This window comes from Stenotrophomonas sp. SbOxS2 (assembly GCF_013416715.1).
In the GTDB taxonomy this organism is placed as follows: Bacteria; Pseudomonadota; Gammaproteobacteria; order Xanthomonadales; family Xanthomonadaceae; genus Stenotrophomonas; species Stenotrophomonas lactitubi.
Map to the genome: position 1 here is coordinate 60,850 of NZ_JAAVXD010000004.1, position 24,718 is coordinate 85,567.

Here is a 24,718-nt window from a genome sequence, read left to right on the forward strand (position 1 = left end):
GTACCGCGTGATGACCCAACCCGATCTTGATCTGGGCGTGGTCGGCAACGGCAGCTTCGGCGCCCTGGTCGACAAACACGCCCGTGTTGTCTGGAGTTGCCTGCCGACCTTCGACGGCGACCCGACCTTCTGTGCCCTGCTCAGCCCCAACCAGCAGACCGGCGGCGACTTCGCCATCGAGCTGGAGGACTTCGCCGACAGCGAACAGGAATACCTCACCAACACCGCGATCCTGCGCACCGTGCTGCGCGATGCGCATGGCGGCGCGCTGGAAATCCTCGATTTCGCCCCGCGCTGGCGCCAGAACGATCGTTTCTACCGGCCGGTCAGCCTGATCCGCCAGGTGCGTCCGTTGTCCGGCAGCCCGCGCATTGTCATCCGTGCGCGCCCACTGGCCGACTGGGGCGCGCGCGTGCCCGAGTCCACCTGGGGCAGCAACCACGTGCGCTGGATCCTGCCCGAGCATGTGCTGCGCCTGACCACCGACGTACCTGTGCGCTTCGTGCGTGATGGCATGCCGTTCGTGCTCAACCATCCCATCCACCTGATCCTGGGCGTGGATGAATCGCTCAACCGTTCCATCAGCGGCTACGTGCAGGAAGCCTTCCAGCGCACCCGCGACTACTGGCGCGAATGGGTGCGCTACTTGTCCATTCCGCTGGAATGGCAGGACGCGGTGATCCGCAGTGCGATCACCCTCAAACTCTGCCAGTACGAGGACAGCGGCGCGATCATCGCGGCGATGACCACCTCGATTCCGGAGGCACCCGGCAGCGTGCGCAACTGGGACTACCGCTACTGCTGGCTGCGCGATGCCGCCTTCGTGGTGCGCGCGTTGAACCGCCTGGGCGCCACCCGCACGATGGAGCAGTTCCTCGGCTACATCTTCAACCTCGCCACCACCGACGGCACCCTGCAGCCGCTGTACGGCATCGGCTTCGAAGCCAAGCTGGACGAGGATGAAGTACCCAGCCTGTCCGGCTACCGCGGCATGGGCCCGGTGCGGCGCGGCAACCTGGCCTGGGTGCAGCGCCAGCACGATGTCTACGGCAGCGTGGTGCTGGCCTCCACCCAGCTGTTCTTCGACCGCCGCCTGCAGGATCCGGGTGACAGCCATACCTTCGCACGGCTGGAACCGCTGGGCGAACAGGCCTTCGCCCTGCACGACGTGCCCGACGCCGGCCTGTGGGAATTCCGCGGCCGCACCGAAGTGCACACCTACACCAGCGCGATGTGCTGGGCGGCGTGCGATCGCCTGTGCAAGATCGCCGTGCGCCTGAAGCGTGATGACCGCGCGCAGTACTGGCGCGAACGTGCCGACACCATCCACGCACGCATCATGGAAAAATCCTGGAGCGAGGAGCTCGGCCACTTCACCGATACCTTCGATGGCCATCGACTGGATGCCTCGTTGCTGCTGCTGGCCGATATCGGCTTCATCGACGCCAACGACGCACGCTTCGTCGCCACCGTCGAGGCCATCGGCCGTGACCTCAAGCATGGCAACGCGCTGTACCGCTACATCGCACCGGATGATTTCGGCGAGCCGGAAACCAGCTTCACCATCTGCACGTTCTGGTACATCGATGCGCTCGCTGCGATCGGCCGCATGGATGAAGCGCGTGAGATGTTCGAAGCGCTGCTGCAGCAACGCAATCATCTGGGCCTGCTGTCGGAGGACCTTGCCTTCGACGGTGGTGAAGCCTGGGGCAACTTCCCGCAGACCTACTCGCATGTCGGCCTGATCACCGCGGCCATGCGCCTGTCGCGTTCCTGGCAGGAGGCCTCGTGAGCCGTCTTGTCATCGTTTCCAACCGCGTGGCCGTCCCCGGCGAGAACCGCGCCGGCGGCCTCGCCGTGGGTCTGCTGGCGGCACTGAAGGAGCGCGGTGGGCTGTGGTTCGGCTGGAGTGGCAAGAGCGTGCGCGAGGCCAGTGGCGCGCTGCACGAACAGCGCGATGGTGACATCCAGTACGTCACCATGGACCTGGCCAAGCGCGATGTGGATGGCTACTACAACGGCTTCGCCAACCGCACCCTGTGGCCCCTGCTGCATTTCCGCCTGGACCTGGTCGACTACGACCGCGGCACCCGCGAGACCTATCACCGGGTCAACGCACTGTTCGCCGACAAGCTGGCGCCGCTGCTGCGCGAAGACGACATCGTCTGGATCCACGATTACCACCTGATTCCGCTCGGCGCGATGCTGCGCGAGCGCGGCATCGGCTGCCGCATCGGGTTCTTCCTGCACATCCCGATGCCCTCGGCCGACCTGCTGCAGGCCATGCCCGACCATCTGCGGCTGTTCTCAGCGCTGTATGCCTACGACCTGGTCGGCTTCCAGACCCAGCGCGATGCCGATCGCTTCCAGACCTACCTGCGCCTGTTCGGCGGCGGTCGTGTGCTCGACAACGGCAACCTCGAAGCGCCCGGTGGACGCCACTTCCGCGCCGCGGCGTTCCCGATCGGCATCGACACCGAACTGATCGCCCGCCAGGCCAGCACCGCCGCCAGCAAGGCGGCAGTGAAGAACCTGCGCAGCAGCCTGCGCGACCGCCAGCTCGCCATCGGCGTGGACCGCCTGGACTACTCCAAGGGGCTGCCCGAGCGTTTCCTCGGCTTCGAACGCTACCTGCAGCGCCATCCCGACCAGCGCGGCTCGCTCACCTACCTGCAGATCGCGCCGGTCTCGCGCGGCGATGTCACCGAGTACCGGCAACTGCGCAGCCAGCTGGAGCAGATCGCCGGCCACATCAACGGTGGCCACGCCGAGCCCGACTGGACCCCGCTGCGCTACGTCAACCAGAACTTCACCCACGCCACCCTGACCGGTTTCTACCGCGCCGCCGCTGTCGGCCTGGTCACCCCGCTGCGCGATGGCATGAACCTGGTCGCCAAGGAATACGTGGCCTCGCAGGACCCGGAAGATCCCGGTGTGCTGGTGCTGTCCCTGCTGGCCGGCGCCGCCGATGAACTGAAGCAGGCGCTGCTGGTCAACCCGCACGACCTGGACGGCGTGGCCGATGCCATCGCCACCGCCGCGACGATGTCCCTGCGCAAGCGCCAGGAGCGCTGGCACGCGATGATGGAACACCTGCGCACGTACGACATCAACCACTGGCGCCGCAGCTACCTCGAGGCGCTGGAAGGCTGAGGCAAGAGCTCCTGTAGAGCCGAGCCACGCTCGGCTGGCTCTTCCGTAGAGTCGAGCGGAGCAATCGAGCATGGCTTGACTCTACAGAAGCCAGCCGAGCATGGCTCGGCTCTACAACAACAGGCGATCAATCGAGGAAGCGCGCGGCCTGTGCCGGCGTCGGCAGGAAGCAGGCGTCATGCCGCCCGAACCAGCGATAGCGGTTGCGTGCCAGCACGCGGTACGCACCATCGCGCCAGCGCCGTGGCAGCACGCGCAGCACGCCCGCCAGGCGCCAACCACCGCCCAGTGCGTCCAGAACGCGCAGGATCGCATCGGTATCGGTCCACGCGCCCTGCCCGTCCAACAGCAGGAACGAGGTCGGGTCGTGCGCGTCCAGGCCATGCGCCCGCAACAGCGCGCTGCCCTGCGCGCCCTGCATTGCCGCGAAGCGAAAGCGCTCCTGCCGGTCGAACCGCAGCAGGAAACGTACCCAGCGGCTGCACAACGCGCAGACGCCGTCGAACACGATCACGCCGCCAGATTCTGCGCCCGCAGCGCGATCCCCCCGCATCAGTCCATCCACACCAGCGTCGCCATCCGGCCGGTACGGCGGTCGCGGCGATGCGAGTACAGGTCCGCATCGGCCATGGTCGAGACCGTGCCGCCGTGGATGTTGCCCAGCTCCATGCCCGCCGCCTGCAGGCGCTGTCGTGCCAGCGCGAACAGATCCACCTTCCAGTGGCCGGGCCGGGTTGCCACGAAGGCCGCCGCAGCGGCCGCGTCGTGGCCGACGAAGGCGTGGTACACCTCTTCGCCGATCTCGTAATCGGCCGGTCCCGCTGCCGGGCCCAGCCACGCGCGCAACTGTGCTGGCGGCGTCTGCATGGCGGCCACGGTGGCCTCCAGCATGCCGTCGGCTAGGCCGCGCCAACCGGCATGGGCAGCGCCCACCTCGCTGCCATCGACAGCGGCGAATACCACCGGCAGGCAGTCCGCGGTGAGGATCGCCAGTACTACGCCCGGTACCGAGGTCACCGCGGCATCGGCCACCGGCTCGCTGGCTCCCTCCACCGGCGGCGCGCCAAAGCGCAGCACGGTGCTGCTGTGCACCTGGCGCAGCCAATGCGGCGCCGACGGCAACGCCAGCCCCTGCTGCAGCAACTGCCGGTTGTGCTCGACGTTGGCCGGGCTGTCACCGTCGGCCGCGTGCCGGTTGCCCAGGTTGAACTGGGCGAACGGCTCCGGCGAGACGCCCGCGCCATGCCGGCGCGTGGTCAACGCATGCACGCCCGGGGGCGTCGGCCAATCAGCCTGCAGCAGCGGGAGCGCAGTCGTCATTACCAGCGGTTCCGCTCGCGCTCGGCGAAGGCAGCGCTGTCTTCGCGCAGCACCTTCATCAGGTGCAGCATGTCAGCCGGCGCCGGCGCGGTATTGCGCACCGGCTCACCGCTGATCGGATGCACGAATTCCAGGGTCTCTGCATGCAGGGCCTGGCGCTTGAAGCCGCGCAGCGCGGCCACCAGCTCGTCGCTGGCACCCTTGGGCAGCTTCAGCGCGCCGCCGTACAGCTGATCGCCCACGATCGGATGACGCAGGTGCGCCATGTGCACGCGGATCTGGTGGGTGCGTCCGGTTTCCAGGCGGCATTCCAGTGCGGTATGCGCACGGAAGCGCTCGCGCAGGCGGTAATGGGTCACCGCTTCCTTGCCATCCTCGCGCACGCCCATCTTCAGGCGGTCGCGCGGGTGGCGATCAATCGGCGCATCGGCCGTACCACCGGCCACCAGCGCGCCCATCACCACGGCCAGGTACTGGCGGTGCACGTCACGGGCAGCCAGCTGCTCGACCAGCGCGGTCTGCGCTTCCAGCGTGCGGGCCACGACCATCACGCCGCTGGTGTCCTTGTCCAGGCGATGCACGATGCCCGCGCGCGGCAGCACCGCCACCGACGGGTCGCGGTACAGCAGCGCATTGACCAGGGTGCCGCTGTGGTTGCCGGCACCGGGGTGCACGACCAGGCCGACCGGCTTGTTGATCACCAGCAGGTGCTCGTCCTCGAACAGCACGTCCAGCGGGATGTCTTCCGGCTCGGCGGTGGTCTGTGTTTCCAGCACCACCTGCAGGGTAACCACCTCGCCGCCGCGCAGTGCATCGCGCGGGCGCGCCTGTGCGCCATCCAGCAGGACGTCGCCGGCCTTGATCCACTCGGTCAGGCGGGAGCGGGAGTATTCGGGGAACAGCTCGGCCACGACTGCGTCGAAGCGACGGCCGGCGGAGGTGTCGGGGACAATGGCCTGGCGGGCCGATTCGGAGGGTTGTTCAGACATGGCAGGGGGGCATCTTTGAAATTTTGGGGTCCCGGCGAGCCGGTTTCAGTCGCTGGACAGGACACTAGGCTATCATCGACCCTTCGTATTCCAGCCGCGTCCCGCATTGACCCCATGATCCGACGCTCCGTCCTGCTCTCCGCGCCCGTCCGCCTCACCGCCCTTCTGCTGGTGCTGGTCATCGTCGCCACCGGCTGCAACCGCGGCACCAAGGGCGATCGCCCTGATGAAGGCACCCCGGTCGAACAGCTCTACGAAAAGAGCCACAAGCTGATGCAAGGCGGCAACTGGAGCGGCGCTGAAGCCAGCTTCCGCCGTCTGGTGGCGCAGTATCCCTACGGCCCGTACACCGAGCAGGCGATGATCGAATCGGCCTATGCCCAGTACAAGGCCGGCAAGCACGATGACGCCGTGTCCAGCATCGACCGCTTCATCCGTACCTACCCGACCCACCGCAACATCGCGTACCTGTACTACCTGCGCGGCCTGGCCAACTCCAACCGCAATACGGTTTTCCTGCGTCGCGTATGGTCGCTGGACGCCAGCCGCCGCGATCTGTCCACGCCGCACCAGGCGTATTCAGACTTCAACATCGTGGTCGACCGCTACCCCAACAGCCGCTATGCCGCCGACGCGCGCCAGCGCATGCTGGTGCTGCGTGACGTATTCGCCCAGCACGAGCTCGACAACGCGCTGTACTACATGCGCCGTGGCGCCTACGTCTCGGCCGCCGGCCGCGCCAACTACCTGCTGGAAACCTACCCGCAGAGCGCGTTCCAGAACGATGCCGTGGCGGTACTGGCTGACTCCTACACCCACCTGGGCAACAAGACCCTGGCCGACGACGCCCGCCGCGTCCTGCAGCTGAACCAGCCGGACCACCCGTGGCTGGAAGGCAAGTGGCCGAAGTACCCGTGGATGGTCCGCAAGCTGAACCCGTTTGCCGGCGAGAAGTCCGCCGCCACCGGCCAGCGCAACGCGCGACTGGAAAAGAAGTAAGAAAAGAGGCCCCGCAAGGGGCCTTTTTTTGCCTGGCGTCATCGCTAGGAATTCTCCGAATCCGCGATCGCTGCGACGTTCGTCCCAGTCAGCGCGAAGGACAGCTTCCAGACTGCGGCGCAAAGGCCATCCCGGCCTGCATGGAGCGCCACATGTCCTCATCGTCCCTGCGGTTCCGCCCCCGCCCGACCCTGCTGGTCACGGCCCTGCTCGTTCTGGCCGCCTGCCCCGTTGCCGCCCTCGCGGCGCAGCCGGGCGACCTGCTCTCAGCCTCGCCCTACCGCGCGAGCTGGGTGCCTTCCAAGGCCGCCCAGGCCTACAAGCTGGCCTACCGCACCCCCGATCATCACGGTCGCCTGGCCCAGGCCACCGGGCTGGTCTACCTGCCCGCCGGGCCTGCGCCGGCAGGTGGCTGGCCGGTGGTGTCCTGGGCGCACGGCACCCAGGGCATCGCCGATCACTGCGCGCCTTCGGTATCGGGCCCCTATCAGCCCGAGCGCGATGGCCGCTTCCTCGACCAGTTCCTGGGACAGGGCTATGCCGTCGTTGCAGCCGATTACCAAGGCCTGGGCAGCCCGGGTGACCATGCCTACCTGCACGTGCGTACCTCCGCGCGCAACGCCATCGATCTCATCAAGGCCGGCCGCCATTTCCTCGGCACTGCCACGCTGTCGCCGCGCTGGGTCTCCGTGGGCCACTCGCAGGGCGGCGCCGCCGCACTTAAGGCCGGGCATCTGGCGCCATCCTATGGCCCCTCGCTGCAGTACCGCGGCAGCTTCACCACCGGCACGCCCACGGCCGTCGAACTGACCGCACTGGTCATGAAGCCCGACAACCGCGCCGCCAATCCCGGGGCGGTCAACGCCTATCACGCCTACCTGCTCGATGGCCTGCTGCAGGTGGAACCGCGCATCGCGCAGGTGCTCAGCGATGAAGGCCATGCGCGGGTCGCGCTGGCGCGCCAGCAGTGCCTCGGCCCATTGGCTGCCAGCCTGGAAGGCGCCAACACAGGAGAAATGTTCAGCGCGCCGCTGACCTCGGTACCTGGCATCTGGGCACTGCTGCATGACTACCTGGGCGTGCCACGGCGGGGCTTCAGCCAGCCGCTGATGCTGGGCCACGGCAGCCAGGACCGCGACGTGCCCTATCTCACCACCCTGCTGTATGCCGTCGGCCTGGCCCTGCGCGCCGAACCGGTGGCATTCCGCCGATACCCGGTCGACCATCGGGGCACGCTTGACGCAGCGGCGGCCGATGGCCTGGCATTCGTGCGTGCGCGGCTGGGCAACGATTCCTTCAACGAGGCCGCTGAAACCGCAGGCCTGGAACAGCTGCTCAACGAAGCCCAGTAGATCCACGCCATGCGTGGATGGGCGGTACACGCGGTTGCCGGCCAGCGGCCGGCACTACCTATACCTATCGTTTGGTAGCGCCGGGCCATGACCGGCGACCGGCCCTCAGCTCTTGTAGCCGTTGCTGATCGGGTACCGGCGCTCACGCCCGAACGCGCGACGCGAGACCTTCGGGCCGGGCGCGGCCTGGTGGCGCTTCCACTCGCTGATGCGCACCAGCCGCAGCACACGATCCACCACCGCTGGGTCATAGCCGGCGGCGACGATCTCCGTGCGCGACTGCTCCTGGTCGATGTAGCGGTACAGGATGCCGTCCAGCACATCGTAGGCCGGCAGCGAGTCCTGGTCAGTCTGGTTCTCGCGCAGTTCGGCCGAGGGCGGGCGGCTGATCACCGCCGGCGGGATCACCGGTGCGCCACCCACCGTGTTGCGCCACTTGGACAGGCCGAACACCTCGGTCTTGTACAGATCCTTCAGCGGCGCGTAGCCGCCACACATGTCGCCATAGATCGTGGCGTAGCCGACCGCGTATTCGCTCTTGTTGCCGGTGGTCAGCAGCAGGCCACCGAACTTGTTGGCCAGCGCCATCAGGATCACGCCACGGCTGCGCGACTGCAGGTTCTCTTCGGTCACATCCGGCGTGGTGCCCTCGAACATCGGTGCCAGCGCCTGCATCAGGCCTTGGAATGCCGGCTCGATGGAAACGGCTTCCAGCTTCACGCCCAGCGTTTCGCACTGCTCGGCGGCCAGGTCGTTGGACATGCCTGCGGTATAGCGCGAGGGCAGGCGCACGGCGGTGACGTTCTCCGCACCCAGCGCATCGACCGCCATCGCCAGCACGATCGCCGAGTCGATGCCGCCGGACAGACCCAGCCACACCTTCTTGAAACCATTCTTGCTGCAGTAGTCCTGGATGCCGCGGGTCACCGCGCGCCAGGCCAGCGCATCCATGCTTTCGTCGCCGTCGTCCATCCACACGTGTGGCATGAAGCGGCGCGTAGCGCCGTCGTACTCCACCACCAGCCATTGGTCGACGAAGGCAGCTGCGGCCGGATGCACCGTGCCATCGCCGTCGGCCACCACCGATGCACCATCGAACACCAGCGCATCCTGGCCGCCCACCACGTTGAGGTAGGCGATGGCCGCGCCGCTTTCGCGGGTACGTGCCGCCAGCACCGCATCGCGCTGGGCATGCTTGCCGCGTTCGTAGGGCGAAGCGTTGGGCACCACCACCAGCTGCGCACCCGCACGCACCGTATCGGCCAGCGGCTCGGCGAACCACAGGTCTTCGCAGATCAGCAGGCCCACCGGAATGCCATCAACCTCGAACACGCAGCTGCCACCGTCGGGGTCGACATCGAAGTAGCGGCGCTCGTCGAACACCGCGTAATTGGGCAGCTCGCGCTTGCGGTAGGTCTGCTCCACCAGGCCATCGCGCAGCACGCTGGCCGCGTTGTAGACCACCGCACCGGCCGCCTGTGGCCAACCGACCACGGCGGTGATGCCACGGCAGGCAGCGGCAATGCGGGTCATCGCCTGCTCGCACTCATACAGGAAGCCCGGGCGTAGCAGCAGGTCCTCTGGCGGATAGCCGCTGACTGCCAGCTCGGGGAACATCACCAGCCCGGCGCCGTACTCGTCGCGCGCCTGGCCGATCATCTCGATGATGCGCTCGGTGTTGCCGGCGACATCGCCAACCGGGAAGTCGAACTGCGCCATCGCGATGCGGATCGAAGCCATGAGGGTCCAGCCTGTGGTTGCAATGCGCACATTGTAGCGCCGCGCCATGTGCGCGCCGGGCGCTCCCACTCCATGGACAGGCCCTGCTCAGTAGATCCACGCCATGCGTGGATGGGGTTGGCTGCGATGCTCAGGACACCAGACGCAGAAAGGCCGCCCGGAGGCGGCCTTTCTGTTTCAGGCAGCCGAGCGTTGGCTCGGCTCTACAGAATCGTCTGCCAGAGGCAGTCGATCTTATTTCACCAGCTTGGCGATGGCAGCGCCCAGGTCGCCCGGCGAACGCACGGTGACGACGCCAGCAGCTTCCATTGCAGCAAACTTGCCTTCGGCAGTGCCCTTGCCGCCCGATGCGATCGCACCGGCGTGGCCCATGCGCTTGCCGGCCGGAGCCGAAGCACCGGCGATGAAACCGACGACCGGCTTCTTCACGTGGTTCTTGATGTACTCGGCACCGGCTTCTTCAGCGTCGCCGCCGATTTCGCCGACCATGATGATGCCTTCGGTCTGCGGGTCTTCGTTGAACAGCTTCAGGCAGTCGACGAAGTTCAGGCCGTTGATCGGGTCACCACCGATGCCGATGCAGGTGGACTGGCCCAGGCCGACTTCGGTGGTCTGCTTGACCGCTTCATAGGTCAGGGTGCCCGAACGCGACACGATGCCGATCTTGCCCGGCTTGTGGATGTGGCCCGGCATGATGCCGATCTTGCACTCACCCGGGGTGATGACGCCCGGGCAGTTCGGCCCGATCAGCACGGTGTCCGGATGCGAACGGGTCAGCACGTTCTTGACGCGCAGCATGTCCAGCACCGGGATGCCTTCGGTGATGCAGACGATGACCTTGATGCCGGCAGCAGCGGCTTCCAGGATCGCGTCGGCCGCGTACGGCGGCGGCACGTAGATGACCGAAGCGTTGGCGCCGGTGCTCTGCACGGCGTCGGCAACGGTGTTGAAGACCGGCAGGTCGATATGGGTGGTGCCACCCTTGCCCGGGGTCACGCCGCCGACAACCTGGGTGCCGTACTCGATCATCTGAGTGGCGTGGAAGGTGCCCTGCTGGCCGGTGAAGCCCTGCACGATCACCTTGGTGTTCTTATTGATCAAAACTGACATTGGATTTCCTTCGGTGTCGGATCAGGCGGCGTTCTTGACAGCTTCGACGACCTTCTTGGCACCGTCGTTGATGTTGTCGGCCGGGATGATGGCCATGCCGCTGTCACGCAGCAGCTGCTTGCCTTCTTCCACGTTGGTGCCTTCCAGACGCACCACGACCGGAACCTTGACGCCCACTTCCTTCACAGCGGCGATGATGCCTTCGGCAATCATGTCGCAACGGACGATGCCGCCGAAGATGTTGACGAAGATGCCTTCGACCTTGTCCGAGGACAGGATCAGCTTGAACGCTTCGATGACGCGCTGCTTGTTGGCACCGCCGCCCACGTCCAGGAAGTTCGCCGGCTCGCCGCCGTTGAGCTTGATGACGTCCATGGTGGCCATGGCCAGGCCTGCGCCGTTGACCATGCAGCCGATGTTGCCGTCCATGGTGACGTAGTTGATGTCCAGCTCCGAAGCGATCACTTCGGTCGGATCTTCCTGGGTCTTGTCGCGCATGGCGACCAGGGCCTTCTGGCGGAACGCGGCGTTGTCGTCGCTGTCGAACTTGCCGTCCAGCGCGTACAGGTTGCCGTCGTCCAGGATGGCCAGCGGGTTGATTTCAACCAGCGCCAGGTCCTTTTCGTTGAACAGGCGGTACAGGTTCACCATGATGTTGGCGAACTGGCCGGCCTGCTTGGCGGTCAGGCCCAGCTTGAAGCCGAAATCACGACCGTGGTAACCCTGCACGCCTTCGACGAAGTCGACGTTCAGCGAGTGGATCAGCTCCGGGGTTTCAGCGGCAACCTGCTCGATCTCCACGCCGCCTTCCGAAGAAGCGATGTAGGTGATGGTCTTGGTGCCACGGTCAACCAGCACCGACAGGTACAGTTCCTTGACGATCTCGCCAGCGGTGGTCACCAGCACCAGGTTGACCGGCAGTTCAACGCCAGCGGTCTGGTAGGTGGCCATCTTGGTGCCGAGCATCTTGGCCGCAGCGGCCTTCACGTCGTCGGTGGTCTTGCAGAACTTGACGCCGCCAGCCTTGCCGCGGCCGCCAGCGTGGATCTGCGCCTTGACCATCCAGGGGCCCTGGCCCAGGGAGTTGGCAGCGGCAACAGCTTCGTCCGGGGTCGCAGCGACCTTGCCGGCCGGGACCGGGATGCCGTACTCGGCAAGCAGTTGTTTTGACTGGTATTCGTGGAAATTCATGCGTCACCGTGGGAATAGGAACGACCGCACGCAATTCCTCAGGGCCCCGGCGGGGCGCCGGCATGGACCGCGGCGGGCCCACTATTGTGGCCGAGCCAGCGCCGGGGCGCAAAGAAGTATGGACAAAAGGCCGGAACCGGCCAGATTTCCACGGTCATTCAGGCAGTTGCGGCACGGCCCGGTTCGCCGCCCAAAGGCGGGGCCCGGCCGATTGCGCAGTCCAGCCCGCTGCAGGCGCCCTATACTGACCCCGTAAATTCGAGCCCACGGTGCCGGTAACCGGGCAGCGAGCAGATCCGACGATCGGGGGACGTCGGGAAGGTTCGGCCCACCGCCGGCATGATCCAGTTCCAGGCAGCCAGAAGGGGAGTTCCGGCGTGTCACCCAGTGCTTCATTGATCGACCGCATCGAATCGATACCGCGGCGAGAGCTGTATTTCTTCGCCCTGTACCGGGTGCTGATCGCCTCGGTCATCGCCGCCCTGCTGTACAGCCCGCTGTCGGCCATGGTCGGCGAAGCCCACCACCCTCGCTTGGCCAACAGCGTAGGCGCGGCTTACCTGCTTCTGTCCCTGTTGTGGCTGGTGATCGGCCGCAACGAACGCTGGCTTCGGCAGATCGTGGTCGGCGGCGTGCTGCTGGACATCGTCGCCGCGAGCCTGCTGGCGCACGCGCTGCCCGGTGCCAGCGCCGGCATCTCGATGTCGCTGCTGTTCAACATCGCCGCTGCCGCCACCCTGCTGCCGCTCAGCTGGGGCCTGCTGCTGGCACTGGCCGCCAGCGTCGCCACGGCCGCCGAATACCTGTGGAAAGTGCTGGAAGGCGGCGATCCCACCCGCACCCTGGCCGAACTGGCGATGTTCGCCACCAGTTACCTGGCGCTGGCCTTCATCAGCTACCAGGTCGGCAACCGCGCGCGCCGCAACCAGCAGCTGGCCAACCAGCGCGGCGACGAAGTGGCCAACCTGTTCCAGATCAACGAACTGATCATCCGCCGCATGCGTACCGGCGTCGTGGTGGTGGACGCCGACAACCGCATCACCCTGGCCAACGAAGCGGCCTCGATCCTGCTCGGCGACAGCGATGGCAACAGCGATTCCGGTCGCCTCGACCTGGCCAGCGTCGCCCCCGAACTTGCCAGGCGCCTGCAACGGTGGCGCAACGGCTGGGCGCAGGATGAAATGCCACTGCAGCTCAACCCCGACCAGCCGGAAGTGCAACCGCGCTTCGCCCGCCTGCTGGCCGGCAGCGACCTGGTGCTGGTGTTCCTGGATGACTCCAGCGTGGTCTCGCGTCGCGCCGAATCGCTCACCCTGTCGGCGATGGGGCGCTTCTCGGCCAGCCTCGCCCACGAGATCCGCAACCCGCTGGCGGCCATCAACTACGCCGTGCAGCTGCTCGAGGAAGGCACCGGCTTCAACGAGAGCGACCGCCGCCTGCTGCAGATCATCCACCAGCAGTGCCAACGCACCAACGGCATCGTTGAAAGCGTGCTGGGCCTGGCCCGGCGCGAACGCGCCAATCCGGAAAACGTCGACCTCGCCGCCTTCGTGCGCCGCTTCGTGCTGGAGTACAAGCAGGGGCAGACGCTGGAAACCGACAGCATCGAACCGATCATCAACGACACCTCGGTGCCGGCACAGGTCGACCCGCGCCACCTGTACCAGGTGCTGACCGTGCTGGTGCACAACGCACTGAAGTACGGCCGCATCGGCGAGCAGCCCGCGCGCGTGCGGCTGCGCGTCGCCCAGCACGAACGCAGTGCGGTGATCGACGTGATGGACCGTGGCCCCGGCATTCCCGAGACCATCGCCGCGCAGCTGTTCCGCCCCTTCTTCACCACCTCCGAGCACGGCACCGGCCTGGGCCTGTATATCGCCCGCGAGCTGTGCCGGGCCAACCAGGCGCGGCTGGATTACATTCCCGTCCCCGCCGGCGGCTCCTGCTTCCGATTGGTTCTGCCCGGCCCGCACACCCTGCTTCCGCACTGATCCCACGCGTCAAACATTTGTCGCCTTCCACCCCCTCGGCTATCTTTCCCTCCCATGAACGAAACCCGCAGCGCCCTCGTCGTCGACGATGAACGCGATATCCGCGAACTGCTGGTGTTGACCCTCGGCCGCATGGGCCTGCGCATCAGCACCGCCGCCAACCTCGCCGAAGCCCGCGAACTGCTGGCCAGCAATCCGTACGACCTGTGCATCACCGACATGCGCCTGCCCGACGGCAACGGCATCGAACTGGTCAGTGAGATTGCCCAGCACTACCCGCGCACGCCGGTGGCGATGATCACCGCCTTCGGCAGCATGGACCTGGCAGTGGAAGCACTGAAAGCCGGCGCCTTCGATTTCGTCAGCAAGCCGGTGGACATCACCGTGCTGCGCGGCCTGGTCAAGCATGCGCTGGAACTCAACAACAGCGAACGCCCCGTTGCCGGACCCGCCGCGGAACAAGCCGCGCGCCTGCTCGGCGAATCGCCGGCCATGGACGTGCTGCGCGCCACCATCAGCAAGGTCGCGCGCAGCCAGGCACCGGTCTACATCCTGGGCGAATCCGGGGTGGGCAAGGAACTGGTCGCACGCACCATCCACGCACAGGGTGCACGCGCGGCCGGGCCATTCGTGCCGGTCAACTGTGGCGCCATCCCCACCGAGCTGATGGAGAGCGAGTTCTTCGGCCACCGCAAGGGCAGCTTCACCGGTGCCCATGCCGACAAGCCGGGGCTGTTCCAGGCCGCGCACGGCGGCACCCTGTTCCTGGATGAAGTGGCCGAACTGCCGCTGCAGATGCAGGTGAAGCTGCTGCGTGCGATCCAGGAGAAATCGGTGCGCGCGGTTGGCGCGCCCAGCGAAGAACCGGTGGACGTGCGCATCCTCTCGGCCACCCACAAGGATCTGGCCGAGCTGGTCGAAGACGGGCGTTTCCGCCACGACCTCTACTACCGCATCAACGTGATCGAACTGCGCGTGCCGCCGCTGCGCGAGCGCCGCCAGGACCTGCCGGCGCTGGCCGCATCGATCCTGGCACGGCTGGCCCGCAGCCACGGCCGCGCCACCCCGCTGCTGGCGCCCTCCGCTCTGGACGCGCTGGCCCAGTACGGCTTCCCCGGCAATGTGCGCGAGCTGGAGAACATCCTGGAACGCGCGCTGGCGCTGGCGGAAGAAGACCGTATCGGTGCAGACGACCTGCGCCTGCCGCAGCACGCACCGCGCTCACCGGGCAGTGCTGCCCACGCCGAAGCCGTGGTCGATCTGCATCCTGGCAGTGCCGCCCTGCCCTCGTACATCGAGCAGCTTGAGCGCAGTGCGATCCAGCGCGCGCTGGAAGAAAACCGCTGGAACAAGACCCGTACCGCCGCGCAGCTGGGCATCACCTTCCGCGCACTGCGTTACAAGCTGAAGAAGCTGGGGATGGAATAGGTAGTGCCGGCCGCTGGCCGGCAACCTCAGGCGCCGCGCATCCACGCATGGCGTGGATCTACTGGACGTTGACCGCCATCCGCGCATGGCGTGGATCTACGGAGCATCGGTAGGCAATAACGTTGAGCGGCAAGACTGTGCCGGCCCAGCACGACTTCGCTGCTCCTTCAGCAGTTAACGCGAAGTGGGTCTCAATCTGCCCCCCGCATGTGCTCTCCGGCCCGATGCCTGCGCTATATTTGCGCCACCCCCTCCGGGATCAGGGACGGCACAATGCAACGGAATGCATCAGGCACACTTCGCCGCCTGCTTGTTTTGATTTTCCTTCTCGCCGGGACGGCGCCTGTTTCCAGCGCCATCGCCCAGGACCTCAGGAAAGATCTTGAGTTCTACGCCTACTGCGAGACAGGCCCCTGTACGATTTTCACTGGAGGGAAAGCAGGACCATATGAATATCGCAGCCCTCAGTATTCGACCGAAGCTCAGGCCAAAGCCAGAGGGATTGGGGACTACATCAACAAGAACGGCTGGGATCTTCCTCAACCTGCTTCGGTCTGGAGGACAAAATGTGGACCGGTGAAAACGGATTACACGGAAGTCAGCTATAACGCGTACACGCAGCGTTGGTACGGAGCGCTGAAATTCACGCACACCTGCCAAAGCTATCGTCCTGATGGCCTCTCTCCGCCAGGAAACGCCTACGACACCTCGCGATACCTCAGCATCTACGGAGTCTGCAGGCCTGGGTTCAGTATGATGTTCAGCAACGGAGAATGCCTGCGCCCTGCAGGTGATTGTGCAAAATACCCAGACAACAAGAATTTCGGGTGCGGCAAGAGCATCGCCCAGCTCGAGACATCAACACCGGCGCCCTCCAGTCCGACCTACCCATTCCATGTACAGCAGACCTGCATCGCGCGGGAATCCTGCGCATTGCGATGTGATATGGATAACTGCAAATGGATGGACAACGTCATTCCGGGCTTTGTCGACCCATATCTGAAAAAGCAGAACTCCTGGCAGCCTATAGAGACTTCATGCACCGCGAACATGATGAGGCTGAAAGCGAAATTCGGAGGTAACTGGGTCGCAAAGCAAGAGTGCTTCGCCCTTATGGGCTGGTATCACGTCGTGACAGATCTTCGTAACAGTCTGGTCGTACACGGCTGCGGTAGTCAAAGAGACTGGAACCTCGTCGGCGAAAGAATCGAACCTTGCCTGCGGGAAACCCAGCCAGGGTTTCCAGAGGTCTACTACAAGTTCGGCAGCACCCTGATCAGCGCCGTTCGCGGAGAGATTCGAACCCTCTGCGAAGCTGAGAGATTTCTGGATGGCCGCCCGAAACCAATCAACGACGAACTCAAGGGGCAAGTATGCGAAGTTGGACCCTGACCTCACTCACCGGCCTCAGCCTTGCATTGATCAGCTTCGGAGCGGTCGCTCAGGAGGACCAGCCTCCTACGTGGTCACTGCAGGCGTCCCTGGAAGGTAAAGAGCTCGTCGGCGAATGGGAGCTTTCCAAAATGCCGATCGTTGGTGACGGTGAGAACGTCAAGGCAGCAGCGCTCGACTCCTCCACAGGTGTCAAAGCGGGGTCGACCGTGCAGTTCCGGGTCAAGCTGATCGACCCAAATGGCGTTGCCACCGACATCACCGGATCGGACAAACTGATGTACCTGCCGAAGGGATGCCTTGTGTTCACACCGGACGGCAAAGCAGCAATATCGCAGGCCTCAACCCCACCGTGGTCCTGCGACAAGGGTGACCCGGTAATGCTGTCGATCGTCTACGCAGATGACGTTACGAACCAGACAGCAATCAACATGTACCTGCTCAGGATTGAATGAATGGTGCCGGCCATTGGCCGGCAGAGCCATGCATCATGCTAGCCACGCATGGCGTGGATCTACCGCATCAATCCTTGGTGACGCGGTTGATCTCGGCGAGGCTGGTCACACCTGCAGCCGCCTTCTTCAACGCCGACTGCCGCAGGTCGTTCACACCGATCGCCTGTGCAGCCTCGGCAATCTGCAGCGCGTTGCCGCCCGCCAGCACGATGGTCGCGATCTCGTCGGTCATCGGCATCACCTGGTAGAGACCGGTACGGCCCTTGTAGCCCTCGGTGCATTCATCGCAGCCGACCGCTTCGTGCAGCTGGATGCCCGCATCCAGCTGCGCCTGGGTGAAGCCTTCTGCCAGCAGCGCATGCGCGGGCAGGTCTGTCGGCCGCTTGCAGTTTGAACACAGACGACGTGCCAAGCGCTGAGCAATCACCAGCGTCACCGAGCTGGTGATGTTGTACGGCGCGATGCCCATGTTCATCAGGCGCGCGATGGTCTGCGGCGCGTCGTTGGTATGCAGCGTGGACAGCACCATGTGACCGGTCTGTGCGGCCTTGATCGCAATTTCCGCCGTTTCCAGGTCGCGGATTTCGCCGACCATGATGATGTCCGGATCCTGTCGCAGGAACGAGCGCAGGGCTGCGGCGAAGGTCATGCCGCGCTTGTTGTTCTGCTGCACCTGGTTGACGCCGGGCAGACGGATTTCCACCGGGTCTTCGGCCGTAGAAATATTGCGGGTTTCGTCGTTGAGGATGCCCAGCGCGGTATACAGCGACACCGTCTTGCCCGAACCGGTCGGGCCGGTCACCAGCACCATGCCATACGGTTTGTGGATCGCTTCCAGGAACAGCTTCTGCTGATCCGGCTCGTAACCCAGCTTGTCGATGCCCAGCTTGGCCGCGCTGCCATCGAGGATACGCAGCACCACCTTCTCACCGAACAGCGTAGGCAACGTGCTGACACGGAAGTCGATCTGCCGGGTCTTGGACAGGTTGAGCTTGATGCGACCATCCTGCGGCACGCGCTTTTCCGCGATATCCAGCTGCGCCATCACCTTCAGGCGCGCAGCGATGCGCTGGTTGAGCTTGGTCGGTGCGCGCGCGACCATCTTCAGCAGGCCGTCGATGCGCAGACGCACGCGATAGTCGTCTTCGTAGGGCTCGAAGTGAATGTCCGACGCGCCCTTGCGGATGGCGTCGATCAGCACCTTGTTGATGAACTTGACCACCGGAGTATCGTCGCCCTTGGCGTCGATGCCGCTGTCGGTGCTGGCCATCTCATCGTCGCCACCGGCGATGTCGAGGTTGGCCATGGCGTCGTCGTCGCCGCCGAGCGCATCGCCCATGGTGTCGTGGCTGGCATGCCACTGCTCCAGCGTGCGACGGATCTGGTCCTCGTCCACCAGAATCGGTTCAACCACCAGATTGGTGTGGAACTTGATCTCATCCAGCGAGTGGGTGGGGTTGCTGGTGCCGACAAACAGCTTGCCACCGCGTTTGAACAGCGGCAGCACGTTGTGCTTGCGCAGCAGCTCCTCGCTGACCAGGCTCATCGCGTTCTGGCTGCTGTCGAAGGTGGACACATCGAACAGCGGCATGCCGAACTCGAGTGAGTTGGCGGCGGCCAACTGGGCCGCGCCGACGACCTTGTTCTGCGCAAACCAGGTGGGAAGCGGTTGGCGAGCGGCGGTGGCCTTGGCCATGGCGTCGCGGGCGCCGACTTCATCCAAGGCCCCGTCCTGTACCAAGCGGCGGGCCAGGCCGGTGATGCCGACAAGGTTGGCGGTGGTGGCAGCGTTCATGCGGGTTTCCAGGCTGGAATGGACGACGTGGTTCGATCAGGCGCGCGGCCGCGAAAGCTGCGCGGCCGCGCCAGTAGCCATGGTAACCCTACGGCGCAGCCACTGCCGCAACCTTGGACACCCTTTGCGCCAAGGTGGCTTCATGGCAGAACAGGCGAGCGGCATCATCCATCTTCCAATGCTCGCACCAAGCGTCGTGCAGAGTTTCCAGTGGTGCCTGCTCCGGCGCGTCATGCATGTGCCAGCCACTGCGGGCCGCACGGTCCACCACCAACAAGCCCTCCTCCGGGGTCTCGGCCGCCATCAGCACCCAGTCACCCAGGTAGGCCGCGCGCTGTCGTCGGTTGATCTGGTAGGCCATCCACTGCGGTTTCACCTCTACCCGTCCCGTGGAAGTGATCTGGTACATCGCCGCCATCTCGCGCAGCACCGCCGCTTCGTCAATGTCCGACTTGCGCAGCGAACCGGGGAAGTAGGAGGATTCGACGAATCGGATGCGAGCATCCGATTCGACCGGAACAGGTGCCAGCAGGTCACGGCCATCGCGCAGCACGCGGTCGGCCACGCCGGCAGCCTTCAGCAGGGTCGGCGCGATATCCACGAGGCTGGCCGGGTCATGGCGAACCACTGGCACCGTACCGCCGTGGCCGAAACGGGTAAAGGCCAGCAGCACCGAGGTCTGCGGCGCACGGATCGCCGAACCTCCATGGCCGTTGACGATACCGCCAGGCACCCGGATGTCGCCGTCTGGCCACAGGTCTTTCCGCATGTCGAAGTCCTCGCCATGGTCGGACATCAACACCACGATTGCATTGTCCAGCCGCCCATCACGGCGCAGGTCCTCCAGCAACTGGCCCGCCTGTTGATCCGCGGTCGCCAGTGCACGCAGGTACTGCGGCTTGGTATCGACATAGTCGCCGCTGGGCAGATGCTCGAAACGGTCGTCTTCGGCCAAATCGCCGAGCTGGTAAGGCCAATGGCCCATGCAGAAATGCACGTACAGGAACAACGGCTTGTCGGACGGCGTCCGCTGCACGCCCAGGCTCAGCCTTCGGCTGAACGCCTCCGGCCGGTACACCGACGCATGCGCACGGTTGCCGTACACGTTGGGAGTCAACAGGCGCGACACCGGGGCAGCCATCAGCAGATTGCTCAGCACGTTGTCGCCCAGCACGCCGAGCAGCATCTCGCTGACGCCCATGCCTGGCGAAAGTACCCGCTGGAAGCCATAGGTCTGGTCGATGTTCGCAAAGCGTGTTTCGTCCATCGCGAACACGGTGTCGTAACCAGCGGCAGCAAAGGCGTGCGCCATGCTCGCAGAGGTCAGAGCATGACTAGACGGGAACAGATTGCCGCGCGCACCGCTGTGTGCCGGCCATTGACCGGTCAGCACACTGGTGGTGGCAGGCGAGGTGTGAGGCTGCGGGCTCAGAGTGTCATCAAACACCACCGATCGATCCAGCAGCGCCTCCACGTTAGGCATTATCTTGAAAGGCGCATGATTGCGCCGCAGATGGTCGGGGCGTAGCGAGTCGATACCGATGATGATCACGTCCGGCGCCTGCACCGAGACGGAGCGTGGCGCGCTGGACCAAAGCCCGGCACCCGGCAGGACCAAGGCGACCACAGTCAGCGCTAGGGCGATCCGCATCGAACGGGAACGGCGGCAGGCGACGACAATCCAAGTCAGAAAGAAGACAGCGCAGACCAGCAGTAGAAGGACAGCGATGCCCCGCGCACTCTTCTGAAGCAGGGCCAGAGACAGTGCATCACCCATTGCGGACTGCGGGTACATCCAAGCCGCGGCGAAGGACAGCGCAAGAGTCACCAGCAACAGCTGCGCCAGCAGGGCAGGCAGACGCTGCTGTGATCGGAGGCGGGGCATCAGTAGAGTCTTGAAGGCCGCCGCGTTGACCCACGCGAGGCCGGCATACAAGAGCAGCATCACCGCGAAATAGGACGCCATCCCAGTCAGAGCCTGAGACAGCGGGAGTCCGGCCAGGCCATTGCCGCCGGACTGCGGCAGGCCGCCGATCAACTCAGATTGACGCCCAAACAGCAGCACGAATTGGCTCCCCAGCCAGAGTCCGCACCACAGGAATGATACGACGTAGTACATACAACCAACTCCCCGAAACCGCCACTGCATAGCCAGACACGCAGGAAACAGCGGCTGGTGGTCAAACTGCCCAAACGAAAACGGGGAGGCACGAAGCCTCCCCGTTCATGCCACAGGCCTATCAGAAGCGATCAGCCCTGGCAGGTACCCGGACGGTACTTCTTGTCGACGGTGCCGCCGCAGACCCAGGTTACCTGCTGGTTCGACTTCAGGGTTGCAGTGAGGGTTACATCTCCGGTGGCGCCACTAACGGTTGAGGTCGCGGTGATCTTCGCGCCATCCCAGGTCACGCCCGAAACGTAATCGGACTTCTGCGCTTCCGGCTTCCAAGATGCCGGCGGCAGGGCGCCGTTGCCAGCAGCGTACTCGGACACAGCGGTACGCACGGCCGAAGCAGCCAGGATCACTTCAGTGACCTTGGCCTTCTTGGTGTAATCGCTGTAGGCCGGCAGCGCGATGGCGGCCAGGATGGCGATGATCGCGACAACGATCATCAGTTCGATAAGGGTGAAGCCCTTCTGATTCTTCATGATTACATCCCCAAGATAGTGGTGGTTGAGTCAGTGCGCAGGATCGATCCGACCATCGGCCGGCTGAGCGGGTCCTACACCCTGCGGGTGGATCAACGCAGGTTGCGTGCCAACCCCGGCACGCCTCCCCCTGGATTTCCCCGCGCCCATGATGGCAGCAATTTCCACGATGTGAACCCCCCAGTCATGATTCTGCGACGAAGCCGGCAATGTGACGCAGTGCGTCACCTTTGGCCGGTCGCCGGCACGAATTCACACTCTGGCTCGCTGCGACCCTGCCAAGTCAGCGATGAACCCGCTACCATCGGCAGATGCCCGTCTGGGGATGGCGGGCCGGGGAGCCAACATGTCTGTCAGTCGCAGAGCTATCAAGAATGAGCCCGTGGCCCGTGCCACGATGGAGTTGCAGCCGTTTGTCTGGGAGGGGACTGACAAGCGGGGAATCAAGATGAAGGGCGAGCAGTTGGCCAAGAACGCCAACCTGCTGCGCGCCGAATTGCGACGCCAGGGTATCAATCCCGGCCAAGTTAAGGTCAAGCCGAAGCCGCTGTTCGGGGCTGCCGGCAAACCGGTCACGCCGAAGGACATCGCATTCTTCAGTCGGCAGATGGCTACGATGATGAAATCCGGCGTGCCAATCGTGTCGGCGCTGGAGATCATCGGCAGCGGCCACAAGAACCCACGGATGAAGAAGCTGGTCGATTCGGTGCGCACCGACATCGAGGGCGGATCGTCGCTGTATGAGGCTATCAGCCGCCATCCGGTGCAGTTCGACGAGTTGTATCGCAACCTGGTGCGAGCGGGCGAAAGCGCAGGTGTGCTGGAAACGGTGCTAGACACCATTGCCACCTACAAAGAGAACATCGAGGCCCTGAAGGGCAAGATAAAGAAGGCCCTGTTCTATCCGGCGATGGTCTTGGCCGTTGCGTTTCTGGTCAGCACAATCCTGCTGGTATGGGTGGTGCCGCAGTTCGAAGAGGTCTTCCAGAGCTTCGGCGCCGATCTGCCGGCGTTCACCCAGATGGTAGTGAATTTGTCCCGGTTCATGGTGTCGTGGTGGTGGTTGATGGCGATCGTGCTGATCGGCTCGGTTGTCGCAATCGCCATGACCTACCGACGCTCGGAGAAAATGCAGCACACGGTGGACAGGCTGGTACTTAAGGTACCGGTGATCGGCCAGATCATGCACAACAGTGCCATTGCCCGCTTCGCCCGTACCACGGCGGTGACCTTCAAGGCAGGCGTGCCGCTGGTGGAAGGCCTGGGCATCGTTGCCGGTGCGACCGGCAACAAGGTCTACAGCGATGGCGTACTTCGCATGCGCGACGACGTGTCGGTGGGTTATCCGGTCAATATGGCCATGAAACAGCTCAACCTGTTCCCGCACATGGTCATCCAGATGACCGGCATCGGCGAAGAGGCTGGCGCATTGGACACGATGCTGTTCAAGGTGGCCGAGTATTATGAGCAGGAGGTCAACAACGCAGTGGACGCCCTGAGCAGCCTGCTGGAGCCGATGATCATGGTATTCATTGGTACCCTTGTCGGTGGCTTGGTCATTGCGATGTACCTGCCCATCTTCAAACTCGGCGCCGTCGTCGGCTAAAGGTAACAATGGCATTTCTCGACCAGCATCCCGGCCTCGGCTATCCCGCTGCGGCCGGCCTGGGGCTGCTTCTGGGCAGTTTCCTGAACGTCGTCATCCTGCGCCTGCCCAAGCGGCTGGAGTGGCAGTGGAAGCGCGATGCGCGCGAGGTTCTGGAAGAGCCGGACTTCTACGAGCCGCCCCCGCCGGGCATCGTGGTGGAGCCTTCGCACTGCCCGCACTGCAAGCACAAGCTGGCCTGGTACGAGAACATCCCGCTGTTCAGCTGGATCATCCAGGGCGGCAAGTGCCGCCACTGCAAGGCGCCGATCTCCATCCAGTACCCGCTGGTGGAAGCGCTGACCGCGGTGATGGTGCTGGCCTGCGTGTGGCAGTTCGGCTTTGGCTGGCAGGGCTTCGGCGCGATCGTGCTGACCTGCTTCCTGATCGCCCTGTCCGGCATCGACCTGCGCACCCAGCTGCTACCGGATCAATTGACCCTGCCCCTGATGTGGCTGGGGTTGATAGGCAGCATCGACAACCTGTACATGCCCGCCAAACCGGCCCTGCTCGGCGCCCTGCTGGGCTACCTGTCGCTGTGGTCGGTGTGGTGGCTGTTCAAGCAGCTGACCGGCAAGGAAGGCATGGGCCACGGCGACTTCAAGCTGCTGGCCGCGCTGGGCGCCTGGTGCGGGATGAAGGGCATCCTGCCGATCATCCTGATGTCGTCGGTGCTGGGCGCCATCATCGGCTCGATCTGGCTGTACAGCCGTGGCCGTGACCGGGCGACGCCGATCCCGTTCGGCCCTTATCTGGCCCTGGCCGGCTGGCTGTTCTTCATGTGGGGCGAGCCCCTGCTGAACCAGTATCTGGTGATGAGCGGGCTGCGCTGAGGGGAGTCCCCATGAGCCAGTATGTGGTTGGCCTGACCGGCGGCATCGCCTCGGGCAAGAGTGAGGTGACCCGGCGCTTCGAGGCGCTGGGGATTGTCGTGGCCGATGCCGATCTTGCCGCACGCGCGGTGGTGACGGTGGGCAGCCCTGCCCTGTCCCTGATTGCAGAGCGCTTCGGCGCTGACATGCTGCTGGCCGACGGCAGCCTGGACCGTGCCCGCCTGCGCGCCCACATCTTTGCAGACCCGGCCGAGCGGACGGCGCTGGAAGCGATCACCCACCCGGCCATCCGCCGGTTGATGCAGCAGCAGTGCGAGCAGGCCGCCAGCCCCTATGCACTGGCGGCGATCCCGCTGTTGACCGAAGTGGGCGGCCGCCAGGCCTACCCGTGGCTGGACCGGGTGCTACTGGTGGACGCGCCCGAGGCCGTACAGCACGCCCGGCTGATGCAGCGCGACGGCATCGACGCCGCGCTGGCCGACCAGATGATCGCCGCCCAGGCTACCCGCGCGCAGCGCTTGGCGCTGGCTGATGACGTGGTCGTCAATGATGGACATCCGGATGACCTGCAGGCGCAGGTGGAGCGGTTGCACGCTCGATATCTGGGGTTGGCTGTCGGGTAAGCCGGCAGGTCTACCGGCTCCGACCGAACAGGCATCCACGCATGGCGTGGATC

General features: G+C 65.0%; 20 protein-coding genes. 11 read left to right on the top strand and 9 right to left on the bottom strand.

Annotation, left to right across the window (positions count from 1 at the left end; all coding sequences use genetic code 11):
- Positions 1–10 precede the first annotated feature (10 nt).
- Complete coding sequence (locus HFK18_RS08270; RefSeq protein WP_180165718.1) at positions 11–1,792, top strand: glycoside hydrolase family 15 protein; 1,782 nt, start codon at positions 11–13, stop codon at positions 1,790–1,792.
- The gene (gene otsA, locus HFK18_RS08275) at positions 1,789–3,153 is read left to right on the top strand and encodes an alpha,alpha-trehalose-phosphate synthase (UDP-forming) (protein ID WP_180165720.1); all 1,365 of its coding nucleotides are present in this window, start codon (positions 1,789–1,791) and stop codon (positions 3,151–3,153) included. Before HFK18_RS08270 ends, otsA begins: the two co-directional genes overlap by 4 nt.
- 127 nt (positions 3,154–3,280) lie before the next feature.
- On the opposite strand, the gene HFK18_RS08280 is transcribed toward otsA, so the two are convergent.
- The 3 genes from HFK18_RS08280 to rluD are packed head-to-tail and all read right to left on the bottom strand — an operon-like array spanning position 3,281 to position 5,462.
- Positions 3,281–3,706 (bottom strand): thiol-disulfide oxidoreductase DCC family protein, encoded by a 426-nt coding sequence (locus HFK18_RS08280; protein WP_180165722.1) that lies wholly within the window; start codon positions 3,704–3,706, stop codon positions 3,281–3,283.
- On the bottom strand, positions 3,706–4,473 hold the full coding sequence (gene pgeF / locus HFK18_RS08285; RefSeq protein ID WP_180165723.1) for a peptidoglycan editing factor PgeF: 768 nt from the start codon (positions 4,471–4,473) through the stop codon (positions 3,706–3,708). Before pgeF ends, HFK18_RS08280 begins: the two co-directional genes overlap by 1 nt.
- Positions 4,473–5,462: a 23S rRNA pseudouridine(1911/1915/1917) synthase RluD gene (rluD, locus tag HFK18_RS08290; RefSeq protein WP_099820878.1), complete on the bottom strand. Its 990-nt coding sequence runs from the start codon at positions 5,460–5,462 to the stop codon at positions 4,473–4,475. The genes pgeF and rluD overlap by 1 nt, the downstream gene beginning before the upstream one ends.
- Before the next feature lie 114 nt (positions 5,463–5,576).
- Here rluD and HFK18_RS08295 point away from each other — a divergent pair, with 114 nt between their 5' ends.
- The gene (locus HFK18_RS08295; RefSeq protein ID WP_180165725.1) at positions 5,577–6,461 is read left to right on the top strand and encodes an outer membrane protein assembly factor BamD; all 885 of its coding nucleotides are present in this window, start codon (positions 5,577–5,579) and stop codon (positions 6,459–6,461) included.
- A 152-nt stretch (positions 6,462–6,613) separates the two neighbouring features.
- Positions 6,614–7,813, top strand: a complete 1,200-nt coding sequence (locus tag HFK18_RS08300; RefSeq protein ID WP_180165727.1) for a lipase family protein — start codon at positions 6,614–6,616, stop codon at positions 7,811–7,813.
- A gap of 105 nt (positions 7,814–7,918) precedes the next feature.
- On the opposite strand, the gene HFK18_RS08305 is transcribed toward HFK18_RS08300, so the two are convergent.
- The 3 genes from HFK18_RS08305 to sucC form a co-directional block, all read right to left on the bottom strand.
- Positions 7,919–9,553 carry an NAD+ synthase gene (locus tag HFK18_RS08305; RefSeq protein ID WP_180165729.1) on the bottom strand — a complete coding sequence of 545 codons (1,635 nt, stop codon included), beginning with the start codon at positions 9,551–9,553 and terminating at the stop codon, positions 7,919–7,921.
- A gap of 234 nt (positions 9,554–9,787) precedes the next feature.
- Positions 9,788–10,663, bottom strand: coding sequence for a succinate--CoA ligase subunit alpha (gene sucD, locus HFK18_RS08310; RefSeq protein WP_017356169.1), 876 nt, complete (start codon positions 10,661–10,663; stop codon positions 9,788–9,790).
- A 21-nt stretch (positions 10,664–10,684) separates the two neighbouring features.
- On the bottom strand, positions 10,685–11,854 hold the full coding sequence (sucC, locus tag HFK18_RS08315; protein WP_025874298.1) for an ADP-forming succinate--CoA ligase subunit beta: 1,170 nt from the start codon (positions 11,852–11,854) through the stop codon (positions 10,685–10,687).
- A gap of 377 nt (positions 11,855–12,231) precedes the next feature.
- Here sucC and HFK18_RS08320 point away from each other — a divergent pair, with 377 nt between their 5' ends.
- The 4 genes from HFK18_RS08320 to HFK18_RS08335 all read left to right on the top strand — a co-directional run bounded on the left by HFK18_RS08320 (position 12,232) and on the right by HFK18_RS08335 (position 17,120).
- Positions 12,232–13,845, top strand: coding sequence for an ATP-binding protein (locus HFK18_RS08320; RefSeq protein ID WP_100553377.1), 1,614 nt, complete (start codon positions 12,232–12,234; stop codon positions 13,843–13,845).
- Positions 13,846–13,899: 54 nt separating this feature from the next.
- The gene (locus HFK18_RS08325) at positions 13,900–15,273 is read left to right on the top strand and encodes a sigma-54 dependent transcriptional regulator (RefSeq protein WP_100553378.1); all 1,374 of its coding nucleotides are present in this window, start codon (positions 13,900–13,902) and stop codon (positions 15,271–15,273) included.
- Positions 15,274–15,546: 273 nt separating this feature from the next.
- Positions 15,547–16,665 (top strand): hypothetical protein, encoded by a 1,119-nt coding sequence (locus tag HFK18_RS08330; RefSeq protein ID WP_180165731.1) that lies wholly within the window; start codon positions 15,547–15,549, stop codon positions 16,663–16,665.
- Positions 16,647–17,120, top strand: coding sequence for a hypothetical protein (locus HFK18_RS08335; protein ID WP_180165733.1), 474 nt, complete (start codon positions 16,647–16,649; stop codon positions 17,118–17,120). Before HFK18_RS08330 ends, HFK18_RS08335 begins: the two co-directional genes overlap by 19 nt.
- A gap of 67 nt (positions 17,121–17,187) precedes the next feature.
- Here the strand turns inward: HFK18_RS08335 and pilB are convergent, their stop codons facing one another.
- The 3 genes from pilB to HFK18_RS08350 all read right to left on the bottom strand — a co-directional run bounded on the left by pilB (position 17,188) and on the right by HFK18_RS08350 (position 21,564).
- On the bottom strand, positions 17,188–18,915 hold the full coding sequence (pilB, locus tag HFK18_RS08340; RefSeq protein WP_180165735.1) for a type IV-A pilus assembly ATPase PilB: 1,728 nt from the start codon (positions 18,913–18,915) through the stop codon (positions 17,188–17,190).
- 88 nt (positions 18,916–19,003) lie between these two features.
- Entirely contained in the window at positions 19,004–21,034 is a 2,031-nt protein-coding gene (locus HFK18_RS08345) for a sulfatase-like hydrolase/transferase (RefSeq protein ID WP_180165737.1), read from the bottom strand.
- Positions 21,035–21,165: 131 nt separating this feature from the next.
- Entirely contained in the window at positions 21,166–21,564 is a 399-nt protein-coding gene (locus HFK18_RS08350; protein ID WP_180165739.1) for a pilin, read from the bottom strand.
- Between the two features lie 346 nt (positions 21,565–21,910).
- On the opposite strand from HFK18_RS08350, the gene HFK18_RS08355 reads away from it, so the two are divergent.
- Genes HFK18_RS08355 through coaE form a run of 3 tightly spaced genes read left to right on the top strand, consistent with a single transcriptional unit; the run spans position 21,911 to position 24,665 of the window.
- Positions 21,911–23,170, top strand: coding sequence for a type II secretion system F family protein (locus tag HFK18_RS08355; RefSeq protein ID WP_180165741.1), 1,260 nt, complete (start codon positions 21,911–21,913; stop codon positions 23,168–23,170).
- An 8-nt stretch (positions 23,171–23,178) separates the two neighbouring features.
- Positions 23,179–24,042 (top strand): A24 family peptidase, encoded by an 864-nt coding sequence (locus HFK18_RS08360; protein WP_089236602.1) that lies wholly within the window; start codon positions 23,179–23,181, stop codon positions 24,040–24,042.
- Between the two features lie 11 nt (positions 24,043–24,053).
- A complete protein-coding gene (gene coaE / locus HFK18_RS08365; protein WP_180165743.1) occupies positions 24,054–24,665 on the top strand; it encodes a dephospho-CoA kinase in 612 nt (203 codons plus the stop codon).
- Positions 24,666–24,718: the final 53 nt, after the last annotated feature.

What these genes read in the sequence shown, in the direction of transcription:
- HFK18_RS08270 (WP_180165718.1), top strand. Translation starts at nt 11, where the DNA reads ATGACCCAACCCGATCTTGATCTGGGCGTGGTCGGCAACGGCAGCTTC.
- HFK18_RS08280 (WP_180165722.1), bottom strand. Translation starts at nt 3,706, where the DNA reads ATGCGGGGGGATCGCGCTGCGGGCGCAGAATCTGGCGGCGTGATCGTG.
- pgeF (WP_180165723.1), bottom strand. Translation starts at nt 4,473, where the DNA reads ATGACGACTGCGCTCCCGCTGCTGCAGGCTGATTGGCCGACGCCCCCG.
- rluD (WP_099820878.1), bottom strand. Translation starts at nt 5,462, where the DNA reads ATGTCTGAACAACCCTCCGAATCGGCCCGCCAGGCCATTGTCCCCGAC.
- HFK18_RS08295 (WP_180165725.1), top strand. Translation starts at nt 5,577, where the DNA reads ATGATCCGACGCTCCGTCCTGCTCTCCGCGCCCGTCCGCCTCACCGCC.
- HFK18_RS08300 (WP_180165727.1), top strand. Translation starts at nt 6,614, where the DNA reads ATGTCCTCATCGTCCCTGCGGTTCCGCCCCCGCCCGACCCTGCTGGTC.
- HFK18_RS08305 (WP_180165729.1), bottom strand. Translation starts at nt 9,553, where the DNA reads ATGGCTTCGATCCGCATCGCGATGGCGCAGTTCGACTTCCCGGTTGGC.
- sucD (WP_017356169.1), bottom strand. Translation starts at nt 10,663, where the DNA reads ATGTCAGTTTTGATCAATAAGAACACCAAGGTGATCGTGCAGGGCTTC.
- sucC (WP_025874298.1), bottom strand. Translation starts at nt 11,854, where the DNA reads ATGAATTTCCACGAATACCAGTCAAAACAACTGCTTGCCGAGTACGGC.
- HFK18_RS08325 (WP_100553378.1), top strand. Translation starts at nt 13,900, where the DNA reads ATGAACGAAACCCGCAGCGCCCTCGTCGTCGACGATGAACGCGATATC.
- HFK18_RS08330 (WP_180165731.1), top strand. Translation starts at nt 15,547, where the DNA reads ATGCAACGGAATGCATCAGGCACACTTCGCCGCCTGCTTGTTTTGATT.
- HFK18_RS08335 (WP_180165733.1), top strand. Translation starts at nt 16,647, where the DNA reads ATGCGAAGTTGGACCCTGACCTCACTCACCGGCCTCAGCCTTGCATTG.
- pilB (WP_180165735.1), bottom strand. Translation starts at nt 18,915, where the DNA reads ATGAACGCTGCCACCACCGCCAACCTTGTCGGCATCACCGGCCTGGCC.
- HFK18_RS08345 (WP_180165737.1), bottom strand. Translation starts at nt 21,034, where the DNA reads ATGTACTACGTCGTATCATTCCTGTGGTGCGGACTCTGGCTGGGGAGC.
- HFK18_RS08350 (WP_180165739.1), bottom strand. Translation starts at nt 21,564, where the DNA reads ATGAAGAATCAGAAGGGCTTCACCCTTATCGAACTGATGATCGTTGTC.
- HFK18_RS08355 (WP_180165741.1), top strand. Translation starts at nt 21,911, where the DNA reads ATGTCTGTCAGTCGCAGAGCTATCAAGAATGAGCCCGTGGCCCGTGCC.
- HFK18_RS08360 (WP_089236602.1), top strand. Translation starts at nt 23,179, where the DNA reads ATGGCATTTCTCGACCAGCATCCCGGCCTCGGCTATCCCGCTGCGGCC.
- coaE (WP_180165743.1), top strand. Translation starts at nt 24,054, where the DNA reads ATGAGCCAGTATGTGGTTGGCCTGACCGGCGGCATCGCCTCGGGCAAG.